At 67.9% G+C, this 13363-nt stretch carries 14 protein-coding genes and 1 pseudogene; 7 read left to right on the top strand and 8 right to left on the bottom strand.

Going from position 1 to position 13363, the window contains the following annotated elements; all coding sequences use genetic code 11:
- Positions 1–10 precede the first annotated feature (10 nt).
- Positions 11–295, bottom strand: a complete 285-nt coding sequence (locus NATOC_RS02535; RefSeq protein ID WP_015319846.1) for a hypothetical protein — start codon at positions 293–295, stop codon at positions 11–13.
- A gap of 91 nt (positions 296–386) precedes the next feature.
- Here NATOC_RS02535 and NATOC_RS02530 point away from each other — a divergent pair, with 91 nt between their 5' ends.
- The gene (locus tag NATOC_RS02530; protein ID WP_015319845.1) at positions 387–1199 is read left to right on the top strand and encodes a DUF7001 family protein; all 813 of its coding nucleotides are present in this window, start codon (positions 387–389) and stop codon (positions 1197–1199) included.
- Between the two features lie 4 nt (positions 1200–1203).
- On the opposite strand, the gene NATOC_RS02525 is transcribed toward NATOC_RS02530, so the two are convergent.
- Positions 1204–4638 carry a PAS domain-containing protein gene (locus tag NATOC_RS02525; RefSeq protein ID WP_015319844.1) on the bottom strand — a complete coding sequence of 1145 codons (3435 nt, stop codon included), beginning with the start codon at positions 4636–4638 and terminating at the stop codon, positions 1204–1206.
- 163 nt (positions 4639–4801) lie between these two features.
- Here NATOC_RS02525 and NATOC_RS02520 point away from each other — a divergent pair, with 163 nt between their 5' ends.
- Complete coding sequence (locus NATOC_RS02520; RefSeq protein WP_015319843.1) at positions 4802–5212, top strand: acyl-CoA thioesterase; 411 nt, start codon at positions 4802–4804, stop codon at positions 5210–5212.
- Here NATOC_RS02520 and NATOC_RS02515 read toward each other — a convergent pair.
- The 3 genes from NATOC_RS02515 to NATOC_RS02505 are packed head-to-tail and all read right to left on the bottom strand — an operon-like array spanning position 5209 to position 7275.
- Entirely contained in the window at positions 5209–5892 is a 684-nt protein-coding gene (locus NATOC_RS02515; protein ID WP_015319842.1) for a class I SAM-dependent methyltransferase, read from the bottom strand. The genes NATOC_RS02520 and NATOC_RS02515 overlap by 4 nt on opposite strands.
- A 1-nt stretch (position 5893) precedes the next feature.
- Positions 5894–6793, bottom strand: a complete 900-nt coding sequence (locus tag NATOC_RS02510) for a thiamine-phosphate synthase family protein (protein WP_015319841.1) — start codon at positions 6791–6793, stop codon at positions 5894–5896.
- Between the two features lie 56 nt (positions 6794–6849).
- Complete coding sequence (locus tag NATOC_RS02505; protein WP_015319840.1) at positions 6850–7275, bottom strand: universal stress protein; 426 nt, start codon at positions 7273–7275, stop codon at positions 6850–6852.
- Positions 7276–7402: 127 nt separating this feature from the next.
- On the opposite strand from NATOC_RS02505, the gene NATOC_RS02500 reads away from it, so the two are divergent.
- Complete coding sequence (locus tag NATOC_RS02500) at positions 7403–7756, top strand: hypothetical protein (protein ID WP_015319839.1); 354 nt, start codon at positions 7403–7405, stop codon at positions 7754–7756.
- Here the strand turns inward: NATOC_RS02500 and NATOC_RS22730 are convergent.
- From NATOC_RS22730 to NATOC_RS02485, 3 genes and pseudogenes are all read right to left on the bottom strand, one after another.
- Entirely contained in the window at positions 7753–9459 is a 1707-nt protein-coding gene (locus tag NATOC_RS22730) for an LAGLIDADG family homing endonuclease (RefSeq protein ID WP_394296442.1), read from the bottom strand. The genes NATOC_RS02500 and NATOC_RS22730 overlap by 4 nt on opposite strands.
- Positions 9448–9801, bottom strand: a pseudogene (gene dcd / locus NATOC_RS22725) (dCTP deaminase); the annotation flags it as partial. The pseudogene dcd and the gene NATOC_RS22730, both read right to left, overlap by 12 nt.
- Before the next feature lie 52 nt (positions 9802–9853).
- Positions 9854–10420 carry a YIP1 family protein gene (locus NATOC_RS02485; RefSeq protein ID WP_015319837.1) on the bottom strand — a complete coding sequence of 189 codons (567 nt, stop codon included), beginning with the start codon at positions 10418–10420 and terminating at the stop codon, positions 9854–9856.
- An 89-nt stretch (positions 10421–10509) separates the two neighbouring features.
- On the opposite strand from NATOC_RS02485, the gene pth2 reads away from it, so the two are divergent.
- The 4 genes from pth2 (at position 10510) to truD (ending at position 13266) form a co-directional block, all read left to right on the top strand.
- Entirely contained in the window at positions 10510–10848 is a 339-nt protein-coding gene (gene pth2 / locus NATOC_RS02480; RefSeq protein WP_015319836.1) for a peptidyl-tRNA hydrolase Pth2, read from the top strand.
- A gap of 59 nt (positions 10849–10907) precedes the next feature.
- Positions 10908–11564, top strand: coding sequence for an alpha/beta hydrolase (locus NATOC_RS02475; RefSeq protein ID WP_015319835.1), 657 nt, complete (start codon positions 10908–10910; stop codon positions 11562–11564).
- A gap of 77 nt (positions 11565–11641) precedes the next feature.
- On the top strand, positions 11642–11770 hold the full coding sequence (locus NATOC_RS23020) for a hypothetical protein (protein WP_015319834.1): 129 nt from the start codon (positions 11642–11644) through the stop codon (positions 11768–11770).
- Between the two features lie 83 nt (positions 11771–11853).
- Positions 11854–13266 carry a tRNA pseudouridine(13) synthase TruD gene (gene truD, locus NATOC_RS02470; protein WP_015319833.1) on the top strand — a complete coding sequence of 471 codons (1413 nt, stop codon included), beginning with the start codon at positions 11854–11856 and terminating at the stop codon, positions 13264–13266.
- The last annotated feature ends 97 nt before the right edge of the window (positions 13267–13363 follow it).

The raw sequence follows: 13363 nt of genomic DNA, 5'->3' as shown, positions 1-13363 counted from the left end.
CCCGGGGCGACTACCGGGGGCCGGACCGTCCAGTTCGCCGATCGTCGTCGCGGTCGTCGTCTGCCGCAGGCGGACGCTCGTCGTCGTAGATATCGACGTGGTGGACCGCGCTCGGCGAGAGCAGTCGGTTCCCCTCGAGCTCGAGCCAGCCGTTGGCGTAGATCACCAGCGGCCCCTCGTAGAGGGGGTCCTCGGCGTCGACCTCGTCGTAGACGACCGCGTCGTGGTACGCCCGCGTGAGCGGGTTCATCTCGTCGGTGAGGATCGACTCGTTCGAGAGTACCGGCGGAAACATGTTTGTAGAAGTGAACGACCGACGGCAATATAAATCGGTCGGCGACCGCGGGACCGTAACTGATTCACTCCGTGGTACGACTAGGTAATACATGGTCGATCGAGCGATCATCTATCGGGCGCCCGCGAGAGGCGGCGACGGAGAGGGGTCAGAACCGCCACACGAGGACGGTGGAACCGTCGACGCGGACGCGATCGCGGCCTGGCTCGCGGACCGCGTCGAAGCGGAGGTCTCGGTCCGAGATCGGTTCCTCGACGTCCACCGGACCGACGAGCTCGCCGAACGGTTCGCCGAGGCGCGGGTCCGCTCGCCGTACGACCGCGAGACCGGGAACACGATGCTGGGAACGATCCGATACGAGGAACGCGCCCTCGAGAACCCCGAGCGCGAGGGAGGTGTCCTCTACGACGGCCGGCAGGTCCAGCGCGCGTTAAACAGCGCGCTCCCGCCCGAGGAGCGAGGACTCGAGACGCTACACGTCGCACTCCTCGATCGGGCGATCGGCACCTGGGGTGACCACGACGGGCGCTGGCACAAGCGTGTGACCGTCCTCGGCCAGCCGGCGCTGCTCTCGGTGCCCGGGCTCTACGAGGCCCCCGCGAAGCCCGAGGCCTACTACAAGGAGAAACAGCGCCACTCGCTGCTGTCGGGCGACGTTCCGCCCCGGGAAGTCCTCGAGAACCGCGTCGAGGGCGACTTCCTGATCGAGGACGACCCCCGAACGACAGACGCCCTGAAGGGGTACGCCCTGCAGGCGTACCACGTCCTCGAGACGGGCGAGGCCTTCTGCGAGCGGGAGGGGTGTCGGCTCTTCAACGCCCACTACCACGAGGACCTGATCGCGGCCCAGCTCCGTGAACCCGAGTTCTGCCCCGACCACGCACAGCGGTACGGACGGTCGTAGTCGGCTACCGGTCGCGCTCCTCCGGTAGGCGGATCGTGAACGTCGAGCCCTCACCGGGCTCGGAGTCGACCGTGATCTCGCCGCCGTGGCGCTCGACGATGCGCCGACACAGCGCCAGCCCGATCCCCGTTCCGCCGTACTCCTCGTGGCTGTGGAGCCGCTGGAACACCTCGAAGACCTGGTCCTGCTCGTCGGGCTCGATTCCGATCCCCTCGTCGTGGACGGCGATCCGCCACCCGGAGCCGGCTCGTTCGGCTTCGACGTGAATCCGCGGGGGGTCGTCGCCGCTGTAGGTGATCGCGTTCGCCAGCAGGTTCTGGAACACCTGCCGGAGCTGGCCCCCGTCGCCCTCGATGCGCGGTAGCGACTCGGTCGTGATCTCGGCGTCGCTCTCCTCGATCCGCAGCTGCAGATCCGCGAGGACGTCCTCGAGGACGGCGTCCAGCTCGATCGGCTCGAACGGTTCGCCCTGGGTCTCGACGCGAGAGTACTCCAGCAGCCCGTCGATCATCTCGCGCATCCGCTCGGCGCCGTCGACGGCAAACTCCAGGAACTCTTCGCCGTCCTCGTCGAGGGCGTCGGCGTACCGCTCCTCGATGAGCCCGAGGTAGCTCGTGATCATCCGCAGGGGCTCCTGGAGGTCGTGGCTGGCGGCGTAGGCGAACTGCTCTAATCGCTCGTTCGAGGCCTCGAGCTTGCGCTGGTACTCCTTGCGCTCGGTCACGTCCTGCACGACGAGCATCCCTCTCCGGCTCGAGCCCGTCGTTCGGACGGGGATAGTGTGAGCCCGCAGCTCCCGTCCGGCGTAGGTCACCTCGAAGGTGGTCTCCTCGCCCTCGAGCGCAGCCTCGAAATGTGGTTCGACCGTCTCGACGAGCTCGTCGGGATACCGCTCGTAGATCGTCTTCCCGACCGCGCTCTCCCGGTCGATACCGAGCTCGGTGACGAGGGTCCCGCCGGCGGCCCTGTACCGCAGGTCGTCGTCGAACAGTGCAACGACCCCGTTCGGGAAGTTCTCCGCGAGCGTTCGGTACCGCTGCTCGCTCTCCTCGAGCTTGCGGCGGTACTCCCGTCGTTCGGTGACGTCGGTCTGTGTGAGGACGCCGCGGACGACCTCGCCGGCCTCGTTTCTGATCGGCATCCCGTGGATCATCACCGTGCGTCGATCCCCGTCAGCCGTCTCGATCTCGACGACGTCCGGTTCGAGGACGGTCTCGCCCTCGAGGACGCGGCTCATCGTCCACTCACCGGGATCGATCGGCTCGCCGGTGTCGGCCCACCAGCCGTCGTAGCGCTCGTAGTCGGCGACGCTTTCGGCGTCGAAGACGTCGCCGCCCCAGATCTCCGCGGCGGCGTCGTTGGCCTCGACCAGCCGCCCGTCCGGCTCCGCGACGACGACGCCGACGGGCAACACCTCGAACAGTGTCTCGAGATGCTCCCGTTGCTTTTGGAGCTTCCGCTCGGCCCGCTTCCGTTCCGTGATATCGGTCAGCGCGCCTGGGAACGTGATCGCCGTCCCGTCGGCGTCGCACTCGACGTGGCCGCGGGCCACGACCCACCGGAGTTCACCGTCAGCGTTTCGGACGCGGTACTCGGCCTCGTACTCGCCGCAGCTCTCGACGGCTGCCTCGATCTTGCGTTCGATCCGCTCGCGGTCGTCCTCGTGGATCGAGGAGACGAACGCCTCGAGCGAGACGCCCTCCCGGGCTGCGTCGGGGTCGACCCCAAACTGGCGGGCGAACGAAGGACCAGCGACGAACCGATCCTCTTGGACGTGCCACTCCCAGGTACCGACCGCACCGGCGTCGGTCGCGGCCTCGAGCTGAGATTTCGCGTCCTGGAGGTACCGCGCGCGTTCCGTCTGCTCGGTGACGTCCTGGGCCATCGCCAGCCCGACGACGACGGCTCCGTCCTCGTCAGTTACCGGAACCGTATGCACCCGCCAGCTCCGATCCGCGTACTCGAGTTCGACCGTGCTCTCCTCTCCCTCGAGCGTCGCCTGCAGGTTCGGCTCCAGCGCGTCGGCGACGGAACCGTCGCCGATCTCCCGGACGTGTCGTCCCTCGAGCTCGTCGGCTTCCATCGGGAGGTCCTCGAACGCGCGTCCCGCTACCAGCGTGAACTCGAGGTTGTCGTCGAACAGCGCGACGACGCCGTTCGGGAAGTTCTCCGCGAGCGTTCGGTACCGCTGCTCGCTCTCCTCGAGCCGACGCTCGATCCCGACTCGCTGGGTGATGTCCTGGGAGAGACCCATCGCGGCGACGACCGCTCCGTCGTCGTCGCGAACCGGGACGAAGTGAAACTGGTAGGTCCTGTCGCCGATCGTCGCCTCGAACGTCGACGGGTCGCCCTCGAGGGCGCGCTCGTAGCGGGGTCCGACGAGCTCCGCTAGCTCCGCCGGGAGCGCTTCGTACAGTCGTTCACCCTCGAGATCTTCCCGCGCGACGTCGACCTCCCCGCTCGGCGTCCCGCCGAAGGTGACGTACCGGAGCTCCTCGTCGACGAGCGCGACGGCACCGTTCGGGAAGTGCTCGACCAGCGTCCGGTAGCGCCGCCTCGCCTCCTCGAGTTTTCGTTCGCGCTCCTTGCGCTCGGTAACGTCCCGGAAGTACACTGACAGCCCCGTCTCGGAGGGGTAGGCCCGCACCTCGAACCAGCTGTCCAGCGGTTCCGGGTAGTACTCCTCGAACGTGACCGCCTCCTCGTCGGTCATCGCACGCTCGTACTTCGGTTTGAACTCGCGCTCGGTCGCCGCGGAGAACGCCTCCCAGACGTTCCTGCCGACGAGCTCTCGACTCTCCGGGTTGATCAGCTCGTGGGCCCGCTCGTTGAGGTAGGTGAACGTCCAGTCCTCGTCGAGCGCGAAAAACGCGTCCGAGATCCGCCCATGGATCTCCTCGAGTTCGGTCCGGCGTTCCTCGCGGTCGATCGCCGCCGCCAGGACGTCCGCGACGCGCTCGAGGAACTCCGCATCGTGGCGGACGAACTCCCGCTCCTCGGTCGCGTGCGCTTCCAGCACGCCCCACGGCTCCTCGGCCGAACCGATGACGACGCTGATACCGCCGCCGACGTCGCGATCGGCGTGCAGCTCGGCGGCGAAAAACTGCTCCTCGCACCGGAGATCATCGACGACGACCGGTTCCGCCGAGAACGGCGCGTGCCCCGCCTGCGAGGACGTCTCGACGGGAACCGTCGCCGAGCCGATCACCCCCTCCCGCCAGCCGACGCCCTGTCTGAGCGCGAGCGCGTCGTCCTCGGAACGCAGCTCGAGAACCGTCGCGTACTCGACCGTGAGGGTCTCGGCGACGGCGACCACCGCATCGCGTAGTAACCGGTCGAGATCGTCCGTCTCGAGCGCTTGCTGACCGAGGTCGGCGACGACTTCCTGCTGTCGTATCCGACGGCGGAGCGCCGCGTCCGCCTCGGAAGTCGAATCCATGGTGAATCCGATAGCAGAGTGACACGCGTAAGTCCTTCCATCTGGTGCCTGCGCCCGGGGTCGATCGAGGACGCTCCCGTTGCCGTCGGCGTCCTGAGCCGCGATCGACGGTCAGGGTCGGAACCGGAGCCTACTTCTGTCCAACCGTCCTGGAAAACCGACAATGAGTGAGGAGTTTACGAGGGACGTTCCCGTCCGGTTTCGGGATCTCGATCCCCTGAACCACGTCAACCATGCCGTTTACGCGAGCTACCTCGAGTCGGTCCGGATCGACTACATCGAGGAGGTACTGGACCAGCGCCTGCGGGAGCTGTCGTTCGTGATCGCGAACCTCGAACTCTCCTACCGGCGGCCGATCGAGTACGGCGACGAGCCCGTCGTCGCGCTGTGGGTGACCGAGCTGGGCGAGACGAGCTGTACGATGGCCTACGAGATCCGGGTCGACGGCGAGGTCGCCGCGACCGCCGAGACCGTGATGGTCCACACCGACGGCGAGACCGGCTCTCCGGCGCCGATCGACGACGACGTCCGCGAACGGATCCGCGAGTACGAGGGGCTCGAAGCGCCGACCTAAGCCTCGCCGATCCGCCCACCCGTCAGCCGGACGACCCCGAAGACGTGGGTCTCGTCAGCGATCGCCCGCGAACGCTCCCGGAGCCGCGCGTGGGCCGCGTCGATCTTCGCATCGAGGCGCAGGTGGGGGGCGTCCTCGTAGCGCAGTTTCGTCGTCGGCGGCGTCGAGAGAACGACGATCGCCCGGAAGACGGCGTTGACCGGCGGAGCGTACCACGCGTCGCTCCGGGCGGCGTTGGCAAGCACAACGTGGCCCCCGGGGCCGACGAGGTCACACCAGTCGTCGACGGCCTCCGCGGGGTCCTCGAGCATGCCGACGACGAACGTCGCGAGGACGGCGTCGACGTCCTCGGTGACGGGCGGGCTGGTCGCGTCGCCGCGGGCGACGTGAACGTTGTCGTACTCGGCGGTCAGCTCGCGGGCCCGCTCGAGGACGGGTTCGGTGAAGTCGATCCCGATCACGGTCCCCTCGGGACCGACCTGTTCGCGCAGGGAGGGGAGGTTCGCGCCCGTCCCACAGCCCATCTCGACGACGGTGTCGCCGCGCTCGAGCCGGCAGGCGGCCGCGGCCCGTCGGCGGAGCGCGGGGATGCCGGGCGTGCGGCGCGCGATCAAGTCGTAGAGGCGCGCCCAGCGGCCGTAGAACTCCTGTGCGCTCTCGTCGCTCGTACTCGCCGACATGCTACAGGAGCTGGCGGACGCTGTCGGCGACCGACTCCGCGTCGGAGCCAAGCACGTAGATTAGCGGCTCGATCCCCATTCCGCCCGTCTGGTAGAGCACCGTCGCGTCGGGCTGGTCCTCGATGACCGCGCCGACGCTCTCGTCGACGTCGTCCGACTCGTCGAACTCGGCGGTGACGTGACCCTGCGCGGCGAGGTCCTCGAGTAGGTCGGGGTCGTAGGCGACGTTGATCGCCGCCGACGCCTCGGAGCCGTGACGGCGCGCCGAGAGCAACACCGTCGCAACGTGCTCGGAGACGCCGAACTCCGGGCTCTTAGGGACCGTCGCCCGCCCCTTCACGTCGAAGATCCGACCTGGAACGCCGGCGACGTCGTCGACGTCCTCGGCGTCGGGCGTACAGGCGACGAGGTTCGAGCCGACCGCGGGGATCAGGGTGGCGAACCCGCTGGCGTTCTCGAGGATCCGCAGCCCGCGCCGCAGCGAGGACAACACCCGCTCGCTGGTCCGAAGCTCGCTCTCGGGGTCGTGTACCCGGAAGCTCGAGCCGTGGTCGGCCAGCTCGGGGACGGCGTCCTCGTGAAGCTGGGCGAGCAGGTCGCTCCCGTTCTCGAGTTCGCGAATCAGCACCTCGGTCTCGATCAGTGCCTGTACCGGCGCCATATCGCCGCTGGCGAGCCCCTCGCCGAGCTCGTCGACGAGGGCGGTGACCCGCTCGTCGTCGGCGATGCGGTCGTTGACCGTCACGTCACCGTGGGCGTACTTCGAGACGGCGCTCTGGCTGATGCCAAGCACCGCCGCGACCTCGCTTTGCGTGAGTCCCCGCTCCCGGAGCTCGCCGGCCAGCAGCGAGCGGAAGGTCGGCAGGAACTCGTCGACGACGATCTCTTCGACGAATTGCATCTCGTAAGTGAGCAGACGCGCGCCGCGGAAATAACTCCTGGGTCCGCTCCCGGCGATCAGCGAACGATCGTCACCGGAACGGGTGCGCGCCGGGTGACGGTTTCCGCCACGCTACCCAGCAGCATCCGCGAGACGCCGTCCCGACCGTGGCTGCCGAGGACGACGTGGTCGATTCCACGCGCGTTGACGTACTCGGTGATCGTCCGCGACGGCGATCCCAGCTTCAGCTCCGTGCGAACCTCGCGGTCGTGCCCGGCTGCCGTCCGCCGTGCGTCCTCGAGCACCGCCTCGCCCCGATTGCGGAGCCACGCCTCGATCTCGTCGCTGTAGATGTAGCCGTCCGTGTTGCCGTACCAGTAGCTCGAGGGGTTGATGACGTGCAGGACCGTGAGTTCGGCGTCGGGAAACGAGTCGACGGCGTACTCGAGCGCGCGATCGGAGTGGGCGGATCGGTCGACAGGAACGAGGATCTGCTCCCCCATGATACTACCTCCCACCCGAGCGCACAAATCGGCATCGTCCGGCCAACCGACATGCGCGAGCGCGCGGGCGTCCTCGGGTCAGTCGCGTACGGACGATTTATCCCGCTGTCGACGAAATCCACTCGCGATGACCGACCAATCGATCGGGCTCGTGATCGGCTCCGGCGTCGCGACGTTTTTCATCGTCAGCGTCGCCGTCGGCGAGCTCGCCCGCCAGCTGCTCGGAGTGGGACTGCTCGTCGGCCTTCCGGTCGGCGCGCTGGCCGGTGCCGTCGCGGTTGCAAGCGTCGCGACCGGGCTCGCCGAGTCGACCCCACCCCGTCAGCGCCGGCTAACCGGTGGGTTCGCCGGATTCACCATCGGCTTCGTGCTCGGAACCGCGCTGTCGGCGTACCTGCTACACTTCGATCTCAGCTCGTCGGTCGCCGCGGGCGCGGCCGTCGGAATCGTCCTAGGAGTCGTCGCCTCCGATCGGGTCTAGTCCTCCCGCTCGAGCTGGTCGCCGCCGAACTCGTCGTCACTCTGGATGCGCGAGGCCTGAGGACCGTGCTGGTCCTGATACTTCGAGCCCCGCTCGCTACCGTAGGGTCGTTCCGCCTCCGTTTTGAGTTCGGTGAAGGTAAGCTGTGAGATCCGCATCCCGGGCGTGAGCGCGACAGGCGCAGTGCCGAGGTTCGACAGCTCGAGGGTGATCTGGCCGCGGTATCCGGGGTCGCAAAGGCCAGCCGTATTCGACAGAAACACCCCGCCCCGGCCGCCGAGGAAGTTTTCGATTGTCCGTCCGTTCGGCTGTACCTCGAGGTCGTAGGTCGGCTCGACGCGATCGGTCTCCTCGACGGCTGCTACCTTCTCGAACCGGACCCCTCCCTCGAGGAGCTGCTCGAGCCGTTCGGTGTCCGCACCTTCGTCGGCGTAGACGTCACAGAACCGACGCAGCGTCGATCGCTTCACCGAGCCGTACTCCTCGTTTTCGACGTTCGAAATGCTCGATTTCGAGGAGTAGCCTATCTTCTCTGCGGCGTCGATCATACGGAGCTCTGCCTCCTCGCGGAGCGATCGAAGCAGTTCGCTTGGGACGGGAACGTACTGACCCCGCTTGTGAGCGTCCGAAGCGAGATCGATCGCCCATTCGGTGCCGCTGTTGTGAACGTCGCTCGGTTCGATATAGTTCTCGCGTTCCCTGCTGTAGGTCGAACTCAACAGTCCAAGCCGACTCGCGAGATACAGCGTTCGGTCGGCGAGCGCTTCGTTTGCCGTGTATAGCGTGTCTCTCGTCTCGCGCCGACAGCCGTCTCCGTCGAGCATCCCCTCGAGCAGCGCCTCTAGTACGTCGTCGGACCAGTTCCACGCACGCTCCGGGACGTTCTTTTCGGCACCCTCACCCGCCAACCGCCGGAACAGTTTCGCCCAGAGTGCCGAACAGACGGTCAGTCGTTCGACGCCGTCGTTTCGTTCCCGCCGGTAGATACTTGTCCCGTACTGCTCGAACCACGATTCGACGCGGTCGAGCAGCTCCGAGTCGGTGTTCGCGATCTGGACCTGCTTTCGGCGGACGGAGCCCTCGGCGATGTAGAAGCCGAGGACCCACCCGAACTCGGGCGTGATATCGAGATGTCGGGGAAGCCGCGCGTCACTCTGTTTGAACGCAACCTCGGCGTCGTCCGGCGTCTTCACCGATGAGACACAGGAGAGCGGGGCCGCGTTTCTCGATTCGTAGTGCCGGCGAGTCGTTCGTCCGATATCGTCGGTCCATCGAACGGTTCCCAACCCATCGGCTGCGTACGCGACGATCTCGTCGTCTCCCTCGAACAGCGTCACGAGATCCAGCTCCGTCTCCGTCCCGCGCGGTCCGGGGAGCTGATCGGGAACCATCACGTGCGTTCCTTCGGCGTCCTCGCTCGGAATCCGGGTGACGCCGCCCCACTCGTCGATCGTGAACAGGTTGTGGTCCTTCGTAACGTGTACCTGTCGTCCGGACTCGAGCGTGACGCGGTAGATCCGCTTCGTCGGATTCGTGATGTAGTTCGTCACCGGGTGGGTGCTCACGCGAAGCGTCTTCGGGTCAAACGCGACCGCGTGAGCCGGGCGCTCGTTTTTGACGATGTCGCCGATCTCGTAGAAGCCGTATCCGTCCTCCGGCGTCCACAGGAAGACCTCCTCGTCGGCGGGCAACGACGCGTGCACGACGACGGCGAGCCGTCCCAGCGAGGAGCGGCCCTCGACGTGGGCGATCAGGTCGGCGGGGATCTCGACGCGTTCGTACGTCGTTCCCAGCACGAAGTCCCCGGGATGGAGGATGAAGTCGTCGTCATCGTCGACGACGGTCTCGGTGACGTACTCGTCGACCTCGTGTTCGGCGTCGGGGTGGATACAGGAGATGTTCGTCCGCTGGAACTCGAGGAACTCCCGGCCCAGGCGGAGATCGACGCTGGCGGGCTGGATCTGCAACTCGGGATCGTCAAGGGGATCGATAGCGAGGTCGCCGTCCTCGAGGCGCTTCAGAATATCGGCGTCGGAGAGGATCATACCCGACGAGTCGAACGGCGGGGGTGTAAACGGTTCGACTCGGATCGAAGGCTCAGCCGAGGACGGGGACGACGAGCAGCGCCGCACAGACCCCGCCCGCCAGCAGGGCAGTCGCGGTAGCGGTCGATCGCTCGAGGCTGAATCCGACCGCCAGCCCGCCGCGCCAGACGTAGGCGGCCCAGCCGCAGGCAAGGAGCGCGAGCGGGACGAACAGCCAGACGTCGGGGTCCGACGGAATCGCGCCCGGATCGACGCCGAGGGTCGCGAGCGCGGCGAGCGCGAGGTTGAAGGTAGCCAACCCGACCAGCAGGGGAACGAGCCCCCAGGCCGCGAGCGCCAGCGTCTCGGCCGGCTCGCCCTCGGCGCCGACCGCGAGGACGAGCCCGTAGAGGACGATCGTCGGTACGACCCAGTACAGCAGCGTCGCCTCGAGATGTTGAAGCGCAGAGAGCACCGTCACTGGGTCGCCAGCGAGGTCACCGGCGAGCCACCAGCCGAGATCGACGGCGAGCGAGCCGAGCCAGTACGCGAGGACGAGTCCGACCGCTCGCTGCAGCGAGAAGGCGTCCGTGCGAGCGAAGTAGCCGTCGGGATCGACGAGTGGGGTCGACCGCGTCACGGGCCGACCAACAGACGAGCGGCCCAAAACGGTTCGGATCGAGCGACGCTTTCGCCGCGGCTATAGGGGTCGGCCTCGTTCGCTCGAGTATGAAACAGGCCATCGTCGCCCGCACCGACATCGGCATGGGACAGGGAAAGCTCGCCGCGCAGGTCGCCCACGCCTCGCTGTCGGCCTACGAGAACGCCGACGACCGCGCTCGCAATCAGTGGAAATCCGGCGGCCAGAAGAAGGTCGTCCTCAAGGGGGAGAGTGAGCGCCAGCTCCACGAGCTCTCGGAGATCGCCGACAGCCGCGGACTGCCAAACGCCCTGATCCGGGACGCAGGCCACACCCAGCTCGAGTCGGGCACCGTCACCGCGCTGGCGGTCGGCCCCGGCGACGAGGACGTCGTCGATCGAGTCACCGGGGAGCTCTCACTGTTCTGACTCGCCGTCTGCTTCGCCGGCTGGCAAACGCCTTTTCCGCTGGCGGCTCTTGATCGGGTATGACCGACGATCCACACGGCGGACAGCCGATCGAACGGGCCGGGGCCGACCTCGACGAGGCCGCGGCGGCGATGATTCTGGTCCACGGCCGCGGCGCCCGGGCACGTGGCATGCTCGGGCTCGCCGACGAGATCGGGCGCGACGACGTCGCCTACCTCGCCCCGCAGGCGGCCCGGCGGACCTGGTACCCCAACTCCTTTCTCGCCGAGATCGAGTCCAACCAGCCCCATCTCGGGTCGGCGATCGAGCTGCTCGGGGACGTCCTCGATGAGGTGACGGACGAGGACGGCGACGGGGGTGTCCCCCTCGAGCGGACAGTACTGCTTGGGTTCTCGCAGGGGGGCTGTCTCGCGACGGAGTACGCCGCCCGGAACGCCAACCGCTACGGCGGGGTCGTCGCCCTGAGCGGCGGGTTGATCGGCCCCGAGGGGACGCCGCGGGAGTACGAGGGATCGATGGACGGAACGCCCGTCTTCGCCGGCTGCGGCGATCAGGACCCCCACATCCCGGTCGAGCGCGTCGCGGAGACCGCCCGCGTCTTCGAGGAGCTCGAGGCCGACGTCGAGAAGCGGATCTACGAGGGCGTCGGCCACACGGTGCTGGAGGACGAACTCGAGTACGTCCGGGGGCTCGTCGCCGACGTCGCCGAGCGGTAGTTGCGTTCACCAGCAGCTCTGATCCAAAATAACGGGGGCCGGTGTTGATCACCGTCGGTTCGGTAGGCTCCGTCAGAATGAACGCGTGGTGCCCGGCGTGTGGCGACTGTCTCGGGGAACTGATCGAGAAGAACCGCGACGCCGACGGCGTCACCGCGGCGTTCGAGTGTCCCGACTGTAGCCACGAGTGGAAGGTCTCGCTGTAGCGACCCGCGGTGCCGGCACCCGAACCGCCAGCGTCCGAGAACGAACCGATTTACCGCCGGCGTCCGAACCGCTGGCAACGAGCATGCGCCCAGCCCATCCTACAGAGCAGGCCGTCGGGATCGACCACTACGTCAGCGACGCCGACGGCGTCGGCGGCCGCCTCCGCACCGAGGACGCCCACTTTCGCGTGCGCGAGCTCGAGCGCTTCGGGACCGAGCCCCTCGAGTCCTCGACCGACGCCTACCCCCACCTCGTGTTCCGGGCGACGCTTCGGGGGTGGGACACCAACGACTTCGCTTCCAGGCTCTCCGACGCCCTGGGAATCTCCCGGGAGCGAGTGAACTGGGCCGGCACGAAGGACAAGTACGCCGTGACCACGCAGCTGTTCTCGGTCTACGGCGCCGAGCCCGAGGAGTTGCCCGACGTCGACGGCGCCGATCTCGAGGTGCTTGGTCGGGCGGGACGGAACCTCGAGTTCGGGGATCTGGCGGGCAACGCCTTCGAGATCGTCGTCGCCGACCCCGATCGGCCCGGGAACGCCGAGCCGATCACCGACGCGCTCCGCGAGTTCGGCGGGCTCGATCGCCGACGGGGCGGAGAGGAGGGCGACGGAAAGGAAACGCCGATCGGCGTCCCCAACTTCTTCGGCCAACAGCGCTTCGGCAGCCGTCGCCCGGTCACCCACAAAGTGGGCCTCGAGATCGTCCGCGGGAACTGGGAGGGAGCCGTGATGGCGTACCTGGGGAACCCGACCGACGCGGAGCCCGAGGGGACACAGGAGGCTCGTGCCTTCGTCGACCGCGAACTCCGACGGAGTTCGGATTCTTCGAGCGGGGAGCGACGCGACCCGGGAGACTGGCAGGAGGCCCTCGAGCGGATTCCCAACCGCCTGCGCTACGAGCGCTCGATGTGTCACGCGCTGGCCGAACTCGATGAGGAGCCCGGTCCCGAGGAGTTCCGCGCGGCCCTCGAGCGGGTCCCCTCGAACCTCCAGCGGCTGTTCGTCCACGCCGCCCAGTCGTACGCCTTCAACCGGATGCTGAGCGAGCGCCTCGAGCGCGGGCTCCCGTTCGACCGCCCCGTCGCCGGCGATGTCGTCTGTTTCGCGGATTCGGACGCCCCCGAAGGGCTCGTCCTGCCCGACACCGATCGCCTCCAGCGGGTCGACGAGCGCCGGGTCGACTCCGTCACACGCCACTGCGAGCGCGGCCGCGCCTTCGTCACCGCGCCGCTTGTCGGCACCGAGACCGAGCTGGCCGACGGCGAGCAAGGCGAGATCGAACGCGACGTCCTCGCGGACCTCGAGCTCGCACCCGAGGACTTCGATCTCCCCGGCGAGTTCCACTCGACGGGCACGCGTCGGGCCGTCCTCGTCCGGACGGCGCTTGAACTCGACCGCGAGCCGCTGACGATCTCCTTCGCTCTGCCGAAGGGGTCGTACGCGACCGTCGTCGCGCGGGAGTACCTGAAGGTCGATCCGATCGACCTCGGCTGATCCGTTCCGCGGTCGCGGCCGTCGGATCGACGGTTAGTCACGACCGGTCGACGGTCGTCCGGGCGAGAGAGTTATCCTCGCTGAACGCGTTCTAGCC

This window comes from Natronococcus occultus SP4, assembly GCF_000328685.1.
Lineage (GTDB): Archaea > Halobacteriota > Halobacteria > Halobacteriales > Natrialbaceae > Natronococcus > Natronococcus occultus.
The sequence above is the reverse complement of the archived record's forward strand: the minus strand, read 5'-3'. Positions and strand labels throughout refer to the sequence as shown.